Below are 9,073 nucleotides of genomic sequence, written 5' to 3'. Positions count from 1 at the left end.
GGAAATCAGGGTCAATTTAAAGCCTAAATTGTAATCACGTTGCGAACGCTTTTTCCCCTTGACACTAGAGAGGTTTTCTTTTTCCATAATAAGTCGATTTGGTGTCAACTTATTTCAGGACGAGACAATCAAAAAACAAAAGCCCTGATCACTCAGGGCTTTTTGTGTTTAATATTCGTCTTCATTGAAGAAGAAGTCGTCTTTGGTCGGATAATCAGGCCAAATCTCTTCGATGGTCTCATATGGTTCCCCATCGTCTTCTAATTCTTGTAGGTTTTCTACTACTTCCATTGGCGCGCCGGATCGGATGGCATAATCAATTAATTCATCCTTGGTGGCTGGCCAGGGTGCATCCTCTAAATAGGATGCTAATTCGAGTGTCCAGTACATAGTGTTTATTTTAAAGGAGTTCCGGAGTTTAAGGGTTGCAAAATTATTCTTTTTTTGTAATAATCAGCGGTGTATTTCTATTTAAAAGAAAGTTGTTTCAAAATATAATTTTTCACATCCACTTTTCTCTTCACCGCAAATAATTTTTTCTTCATCATTATGTCAAAATCAGCTGACTGAACGCGGAAATTCTCCGTATTGTTTTGTGCCGCTTCCAGCTCAATTTGATCTCTGTGCAATAAATCTTTTAGTAAAGCGGTTTTGATCTGAATTTGTTCCATTTCTGGTTTCTCGTCAAAGTCAGGATATTTTCCGTGAACTAGTTTTTCTAGGAAAGCCTTTTCAAATACGATATCAGAGAAGAATTGGAATGATCTAACGATCAAGTTCGCCTCTCTCGGCTTACGCTGTGGCAGCTTTCTCCATTCTTCCTGAATCTCTTTTGCTCTTCCTATGAGTTCATAAGAGGAAGATTTTCCTGACAAGCCTTTGATCTCTTCCGTTAAAGTCTCCACTTTCCGCATTAGTTCCCGAGGGTTCATTTGAGGGCCAGTCTGGAGAGTTCTTTTATATCTGGAGAAAATCCTATTGTTTAATTTTGAAAATTCATCCCAAAGAGGTTGTCTCTTGTCCGCAGGTACTTTTCCCGCTTCTTTCCACTGCCGTTGGATTTTCTTTGATATCTCAAAAGCTGTTTTAGCGTCTGGGAAATCATGTGCTTCCCTAGCCTGAACTACCAAGGCTTCGTACACTTTGATGTTTTCTTCTGCCTGAAGCGCAAGTCCTTCGAAGAAATGTCTTCTATTTTCAAAGAAATGTTGGACAATATCGTTGAAAGTGTCTTCTATTTCTTCTTGATTCTCTTTGTCTACAGGGCCAGTTTTGATCCAGCGAAGTTTGAGTTCCTTATAAAACTCCGTTGTTTCTTTCCAGTCCGTATCGTCTTTTCTTTCTTCAGCTTCAAGAATTAAAGTTTTCTTGACCTCAAGATTTTTGGTTCTATTTACCTGAATGATTTCGTTCAGGTAATCCTCTTGCTCGCTTAGGTCCTTGATAAGAGGTTCAAATTCACCCAATGCATCAGATTGCATCAGAGATTCTCTGAGGTGAATGAGTTTCATTAGAAAAGATCCCTTATTCTGGTTTTCCTGAATGTTATTTTTGAGTTTGGCTACTTTTTCTTTGAGTTGCTCAAATCGCTCTTCAAAGTATTTAAGTGTAGAGGCCTCATCTTCTTTTACTTCTCCGATAACCCTATCTTCCTGACCCAAAAATCCCTTCAAATAAACTTTGTCGTTTTTGATATATCCATACGGATGCTCCATTGCTCTACAGTAGGTTAGGTGGCGGTTTTCGAATTTCCGCAAATTAATTAATTCAAAAGCACTTATCCTAAGAAAGCGGTTTTTTTGCCATCTTTGAATCTTAAGTGCAATTTCAAAGTAAAAATATAACGCATGAGCGCAGAAAAAATCATCTTTTCCATGGCAGGAGTTTCAAAAATATTCCCGCCTCAGAAAAAAGTACTCAAAGATATTTATCTCTCATTTTTTTATGGAGCCAAAATCGGGGTTCTTGGTTTGAACGGTTCAGGTAAATCTTCTCTCCTGAAAATCATTGCCGGAATGGACAAAGAATTCCAAGGTGAAGTGGTCTGGTCTCCAGGTTATACTGTGGGTATGCTGGAGCAGGAGCCAAAGCTTGATCCAACCAAAACAGTGAAAGAAGTAGTGGAGGAAGCAGTTTCAGAGACTGTTGCTTTGCTAAAAGAATTCGAAGCTATCAATGAGAAATTCATGGATCCAGCCCTTATGGAAGATCCTGATGCCATGGATAAGCTGATCGAAAAGCAAGGAGAGGTGCAGGAGAAGCTTGACGCGGCTAACGCTTGGGAACTTGACGTGATGCTAGACAAAGCAATGGATGCGCTTAGACTTCCTCCTAGTGATGCTAACGTCGCTAACCTTTCGGGTGGTGAAAAGAGAAGAGTAGCACTTTGCCGACTTCTTCTGCAGGAGCCGGATGTACTTTTGCTCGATGAGCCTACCAACCACCTGGATGCAGAATCTGTACACTGGCTGGAGCAACATTTGAAAAATTATAAAGGAACCGTAATCGCGGTAACTCACGATAGATACTTCTTGGATAATGTAGCGGGTTGGATTCTTGAGCTTGATCGCGGTGAAGGTATTCCATGGAAAGGCAATTATTCTTCTTGGCTGGATCAGAAGCAAAACCGATTGAAGCAGGAAGAGAAGACCGAATCCAAGCGTCAGAAAACCTTGGAGCGAGAGTTGGAGTGGATTCGTATGACTCCGAAAGCTCGTCAGGCAAAAGGTAAAGCCAGATTGAGCGCTTACGATAGATTGGTGGGAGAGGAGTCGAAGGAAAGAGAAGCCAAGTTGGAGCTGTTCATTCCTCCAGGACCTCGTTTGGGAGCGAAAGTGATTGAAGTAAATGGAGTTTCTAAGGCTTTTGGAGATAAATTGCTTTTTGAAAACCTGACTTTTGCATTGCCGCAGGGAGGTATCGTAGGGGTGATTGGACCAAACGGTGCGGGTAAATCCACGCTTTTTAAGATGATCACTGGACAGGAAAAGCCAGATGCGGGTAATTTCGAAGTAGGAGAGACCGTACAATTGGCTTATGTGGATCAAAGTCATGATGCTCTTGATCCTAATAAATCAGTTTTTCAGACGATTTCCGAAGGAAATGAGTTGATGATGCTTGGCAATAAAGAAGTGAATTCACGGGCGTATGTCTCCAAGTTTAACTTCGGTGGAGGAGATCAGGAGAAGAAGGTCGGTGTGCTTTCTGGTGGAGAACGAAACCGAGTTCACTTGGCTTTGACGCTGAAAGAAGGCGGGAATCTATTGCTTCTCGATGAGCCTACCAATGATTTGGATGTGAACACACTTCGTTCGCTGGAAGAAGCGCTGGAGAACTTCGGTGGTTGCGCCGTGGTAATTTCCCACGATAGATGGTTCCTCGATAGAATCTGCACACATATTTTGGCCTTTGAAGGAGATTCTCAGGTAGTGTGGTTTGAAGGTAACTTCTCCGACTACGAAGAGAATAAGAAGAAAAGGCTTGGCGATGTGGAACCAAGAAGAATTCGATATAAGAATTTGAAGTAAAGTCTGAAAGCTGAAGTGAAAAGCTTATTCTTCGGTTAATAATAATAAAACCTCTTTCAATCTTGATAATCAGGCTTGGAGGAGGTTTTTATTTTTTATAGGTTTAGTTCAATAAATCTGCTCTTCGGGATTTGTAATCTCGAAGTTCGGTCGGAAGTTTTAAATCCTTCGAGGTATTACAAATCTCAAAGGTTACTCAGTTTTACATCAAATGATATAGTTTCAGGATTATATCGCCATGGTTATCGGGACCTGAACAGTGGGAGGGAGTTTATTAGTCTATATCAAGGGGAACCAATGATTTTAAGCAGATCCGTAATGTTTAATTTTTTAAAGATTATAATTATTTTATTAGTTGGCTATGTCCTAGCCAGTCATTATAGGCCATTTCAGAATTCTTATGGTTTTTTTGATTTTGGTTTAGCAGATTCTGGTGTTGGTTTGGTTTCTGTAGTTGTCCTTTATCACCTGCTTACTCCACCATATAAAAACCAAACACTTGCTAATACTAATGCTTTGCTAGTGTTATTTGTTTTTGTAAGTCAAGAGGTATTTTGTTTCTTTTTTCCAGGGCCAGTTGGCACTTTTGATTTTTCGGATTTGATATATTATTTCTTTGGTTATGCAGTTGTTTACTTGACCGATGTCACGCATAGAGAAATACTTTGATTTTTTTATAGGATTCAGGGTTACCTGGTGGATGTGACTTAAGGACGAATTTAGAAAGCTAAAGTGAAAAAGCTGAAAATCTAATTATTTGTTAATAATAATAAAACCTCTTTCAATCTTGATAATCAGGCTTGGAGGAGGTTTTTATTTTTTATAGGTTTAGTTCAATGAACCGATTTTTATCTTTTAGCTCTTTAAAATTAAAAAAAGTAACCTCAATAGTTTTTAATGAAAAAGTCAGTCAATCTGGATTTTGATATAATAAGCAAGTATTACCAGCAAGTCGCTAAATCCGGATTCTTTCAGGATGTTTCTGATAAACTCTGGAATGACTTAGGCATGGATGAAGTATTTCTGAGAATTGATCATACCCTTACCAAATACGGAGAGCAATACCTGTATTATTCACTTCGATTGGTGAAGCAGGGGCCGTTGGTTGATGAACGGTTAGAATCCACAATTGAGACGTTTGAGAAAAATCCCGGTTTTGAATCTTTTTTGACACGTAAACTTGAAGTCTTGTCAAAAAATGACTCCTATTTTTTGTGTAATGTTTTTCAAAGAGAAACGCCTAAAAATCCCTGGTATATCATCTTGTTTTATATCCTATCGGGACTTTCTTTTATTAGTGTAGCCTCGGTATTTTTCATACAATGGATGGCTTTACCTGCGATACTAGTGGTTACCTGCAATTTCATCATTCATTATTGGAGCAAACTGACTGTTTCTCTTGAGTCAAGGACATTTGGGCAGCTTGGAGAAATGTTAGCCATGTCGCAGACTATTATTAAAGAATCAAAAAATCAAGAAATTTTCCTGCCCAAACAGCCAGAAATCGAAAAGGTAGGAGAACTCATTTTTAAGGCATCCGTGCTTAAACCAAGAATAAAAGGGTTTAGTGAATTAGCGGAATTGGCTGGGTACATTTTGGAGTTGTTTAAGGCTTCGTTCCTGATTGAAACCCTGCTCTATTATTCCCTACTAAAAGATATACGAGAGAAGCGAAGCGTTATAGAAGATAATTTTGAGTACGTTGCTTACCTGGATTTTGCGCTATCCATTTGGCAGCTTAGAAAGTCGGACTCTTCGATTACCTTACCTCAAGAGCGTGATTCCCTGCAACTAGATGGCAAAGGAATGTTTCACCCTTTACTTTCAGGATCTATTCAAAACTCTATACTGATTGATTGCAATGGGGTTTTGATCACCGGCGCTAATATGTCAGGAAAAAGCACCTTCCTGCGAATTATAGGTTTGAATTGCCTGTTGGCCCAGACCATTAATTGTCCCTTTGCCTCGGAGCTGAGTCTACCCAAACTGAAAATTTATTCTTCTATCCAGACTTTTGATGAGCTGGAAAGTGACAAAAGTTATTTCTACAGTGAGGCAGAGACAATGAAAGAAATGCTTTCTGTCCAAAAAGGGAATGGTTTCAACTTGCTGTTAATCGATGAGATTTTCAAAGGCACCAACAGTCGGGAGCGATTGGTGATTTCTTCTGAGGTACTGCAACAACTTGCCCAGAAAAATTCTATAGTGATTGCCACGACACATGACTTGGAGTTGGTTCATGGGCTTCCGGATTTTATGTTTTTCTACTTTACCGGACACGATGTGGCTGGCAAATATCAATACGATTTCAAACTTCGAACCGGAGTTTTGGATAGTACCAATGCTGTATTCGTGTTGAGAGATATGGGGTATCCTAAAGGGATTTTAGATAAAATTAGGGATAGATTAGATAGCTAAGTGAAATGGCTGAAGCCATTCTTATGATTAGGGGAAGTTCACATTAATCCCACGGGTTAAAACCCGGGGCTATGTTTTGGTAATTCATATCATGAAGAATGTATCTCGCTCTTCGAGATTTGTAATCTCGAAGCCTGATCCGAAGATTTGTAATCTTCATCATTGGTTCTATTTTACTAATTACTCGGATTTCAAATATTTCAACTTTTATCCATTTAGATAATTTTCATTCCTCTTTTTCGTTTCTTTGCACCCGAATTATTTTGCATTCAGCCTAACAAACCTATGAGACAGCAACTCCTAAGATCCGGAGCGGAAGAATTGACCTACGAGATTCGTGGAATCGTGAAGAAAGCGCGTCAGGTCGAAGCCTTGGGCTATTCCATGACTTGGGAAAATATCGGCGACCCTATCCAAAAGAGCAATCATGTGCCGGATTGGATGAAGGATATCATCGCTGATCTTATGAAAGATGATAAGACCTATGGATATGCGGATTCTAAAGGGGTATTAGGCACCCGAAAGTTTCTGGCTGACCTTACCAATGAAAGAGGTGGGACTCAAATTACCGCAGAAGACATTTTATTCTTTAATGGGCTAGGGGATGCTATTGCAAAGTTGTATCAATTTTTGATCCCTACGGCGAGGATTATTGGCCCATCTCCGGCTTATAGCACGCACAGTTCTGCTGAGGCTGCACATGCTAATGCGGCTCCGATTACCTACAAACTTGACCCCGATAATCAATGGCTTCCAGATATGGAAGACTTGTATTTAAAGGTTCGCTATAATCCTTCGATTGTCGGAATCTTGATTATCAATCCGGATAATCCAACGGGAATGGTGTATCCACGGGAGGTTTTGGAGGCTTTTGTGAAAATTGCAGAGGAGTTTAATCTGTTACTTATTACAGATGAGATCTACCAAAATATCACGTATAACGGTATTACGGCTGTTCCACTTGCTGAAGTAATCGGAGATAGACCAGCTATTTCTCTAAAAGGAATTTCCAAGGAATTCCCTTGGCCAGGATCACGCTGTGGTTGGATGGAATTCTATAATAGGGAATCTTCCAAAGAGTTCTCTAAGCTTTGTCAGACATTGGAGAATGCGAAGATGATTGAGGTCTGTTCTACTATTTTGCCGCAGCTTGCCATCCCGAAAATCATGAAGCATCCAGCTTACTTCAAGTATAGAGAAGAAGCGAATGCTCAAATTGGAAAGCGAAGTGATTGGATGCGTGAGATCTTAGGAGATATTCCTGGAATCAAGTTTAATCCGACCCAAGGAGCTTTTTATAATACCATCGTTTTTGACGAGGGAGTATTAAAGGAAGACCAGTTTTTACCAATCGAAGATGAGAAGTTGAAAAGCTTACTTGATTCCTGGCTGGAAGAGAAAAACATGCCGATGGATAAGCGATTTGTTTATAATCTGTTGGCGGCTGAGCAGATTTGTGTTGTTCCTATCTCTTCTTTTTGTTCTGATTTGAGAGGCTTCCGGGTGACGCTTTTGGAGGAAAATGAAGAGGTATTTAAGAATACATTTCGGGCAATTGGAAGAGCGATTAAGGCTTATTTGAATTCTTGACACCCTCCGAGGGTTCCAAAACCCTCGGAGGGTTTTAATCTCTATTTGGTTCAAGTCTTCAGACTTGGACCAAAACGTGTTCCATAACAAGATTATTTTAACCGCAGAGCCGCGGAGAACGCCAAGTTTTCGTTGAAAGTATTTTTACAAAAGGACAAAAATCTTTGCGGTGTTCTTTGTGCCCTCTGCGCCTTAGCGGTTAAAAAAATTCTCTTCCATAATTCATATCGTTAAACCCATATGTTTGGAGTGGCATCCATAAAAGCCGATCACCTGTCTTTTTGATGTTCAGTCGCATTGGGCGGAGCTCGTTACTTCCGATTAAGTAAATGCTGATTTAATGAGATTGCCACGGTCGTTCCTCCCTCGCAATGACGTGCCAAAAACTGACTACTTACCTTCGGTAGACAAGCTTAACCCTGCCCACTGCGACTGAATACTACCAACTGGATTTTCAATGATCTCTCACTTTGATCTTCGAATCAGGTACTATAATTTCCTCTTCGCCTGATTCTTTAGTAAAAGTCGACAAGTCTGGCTGCCCAGCATTTACCCAGGCAGTAAACCAAAAATCAGCAATCATTTTAACAGACTTCTTCATTTGTCGCTCGATTTGGCTGTTTAGCGCTAAGGCATAGGCTTCTGTAAATTCCCTCGAATAAACCCGAACTGTTAAATTATTCCTCTCCTCGTAGCCATACTTTTGATCAGGAGAGAAGTTTTTCGTCAGTTCTTTTTCGATGTACAATACACTATCAACTTTTGCGTGTGCTTCCTCTACGGCTGCCCATAAAGCTAGCTGAGGCTTTTCTACATATTCCGCCTGACCAACCCAAAGTGGATAATCTTTAGCCTGAAGCTCAGGAACGCGACTTTCCCAGAAGCCATGAATTCCGACTTGATCGGTCAACTGCCCATTATAATTCACAGTAGTGTGAAGCGGGACGTTCAGATCACCTATATAATGCCCCAAGTCTGCAGACAGTCTTAATATGGCAGCTGAATTTTTGGATTCGAAAGCTTTTGTAAGGTTTAGAAAAGTAAAATATGCTGACCAAGGCCCAATTCCATTCATTCTTAAGCTGTCCTCAGAAAATTTTTCTACTGCTTCATTCCAGTATTTCGGAAGTATTTGCATAGCTGAATCGCCATAATAATCCAAGTCTATGTAGTGCTTTTCAGCTTCTCCTTCCACGGCATATCTTCTGCGGTCAGGATTCACAGCATTCTCAGTAATGTACTGTATATGAGGTTTGTAAAAACCAATCATTTCTTCGGGAAGAGAAAACACAGCAAGCCTATTTATCAAGGAATGTGCGTAAAAACCCCAGGTGATTGATGTCTCTGAAATTAAAAAAAGTGGAAATATCCAGATAAGAAAAGTTCTCATGTCTAAAAATAATCAAAATCTTTATCAGGTAAATGCCTAGATAAAAGGTATATTTGCAGCCATAAGGGGTGTTTAGACAAATTATTGGATTTGAAAAAGGCTAGCAACAAGAGGAATGTTTAAAATTCCTTTGGCGGATTTAATAAAT

At 39.9% G+C, this 9,073-nt stretch carries 7 protein-coding genes; 4 read left to right on the top strand and 3 right to left on the bottom strand.

Annotated elements, in window-relative coordinates; translation table 11 throughout:
* Positions 1 to 168 precede the first annotated feature (168 nt).
* Together ESV85_RS21375 and ESV85_RS21370 are read right to left on the bottom strand one after the other, a co-directional pair.
* Entirely contained in the window at positions 169 to 390 is a 222-nt protein-coding gene (locus ESV85_RS21375) for a DUF2795 domain-containing protein (protein WP_024284896.1), read from the bottom strand.
* A gap of 77 nt (positions 391 to 467) precedes the next feature.
* On the bottom strand, positions 468 to 1,715 hold the full coding sequence (locus ESV85_RS21370; protein WP_146921270.1) for a DUF349 domain-containing protein: 1,248 nt from the start codon (positions 1,713 to 1,715) through the stop codon (positions 468 to 470).
* A 132-nt stretch (positions 1,716 to 1,847) separates the two neighbouring features.
* On the opposite strand from ESV85_RS21370, the gene ettA reads away from it, so the two are divergent.
* The 4 genes from ettA to ESV85_RS21350 all read left to right on the top strand — a co-directional run bounded on the left by ettA (position 1,848) and on the right by ESV85_RS21350 (position 7,535).
* Positions 1,848 to 3,527 carry an energy-dependent translational throttle protein EttA gene (ettA, locus tag ESV85_RS21365; RefSeq protein WP_146921269.1) on the top strand — a complete coding sequence of 560 codons (1,680 nt, stop codon included), beginning with the start codon at positions 1,848 to 1,850 and terminating at the stop codon, positions 3,525 to 3,527.
* Between the two features lie 318 nt (positions 3,528 to 3,845).
* The gene (locus ESV85_RS21360; protein ID WP_146921267.1) at positions 3,846 to 4,196 is read left to right on the top strand and encodes a hypothetical protein; all 351 of its coding nucleotides are present in this window, start codon (positions 3,846 to 3,848) and stop codon (positions 4,194 to 4,196) included.
* Between the two features lie 228 nt (positions 4,197 to 4,424).
* Positions 4,425 to 5,945, top strand: coding sequence for a MutS-related protein (locus tag ESV85_RS21355; protein ID WP_146921265.1), 1,521 nt, complete (start codon positions 4,425 to 4,427; stop codon positions 5,943 to 5,945).
* A gap of 285 nt (positions 5,946 to 6,230) precedes the next feature.
* Positions 6,231 to 7,535 carry a pyridoxal phosphate-dependent aminotransferase gene (locus tag ESV85_RS21350; protein ID WP_146921263.1) on the top strand — a complete coding sequence of 435 codons (1,305 nt, stop codon included), beginning with the start codon at positions 6,231 to 6,233 and terminating at the stop codon, positions 7,533 to 7,535.
* Between the two features lie 454 nt (positions 7,536 to 7,989).
* On the opposite strand, the gene ESV85_RS21345 is transcribed toward ESV85_RS21350, so the two are convergent.
* Entirely contained in the window at positions 7,990 to 8,925 is a 936-nt protein-coding gene (locus ESV85_RS21345) for a zinc dependent phospholipase C family protein (protein ID WP_223276079.1), read from the bottom strand.
* Positions 8,926 to 9,073: the final 148 nt, after the last annotated feature.

The sequence above is a fragment of the Algoriphagus aquimarinus genome, from assembly GCF_007997215.1.
GTDB classification, from domain to species: domain Bacteria; phylum Bacteroidota; class Bacteroidia; order Cytophagales; family Cyclobacteriaceae; genus Algoriphagus; species Algoriphagus aquimarinus_A.
Note: the sequence above shows the minus strand (reverse complement) of the source record. Positions and strands in the feature narration are given on the sequence as shown.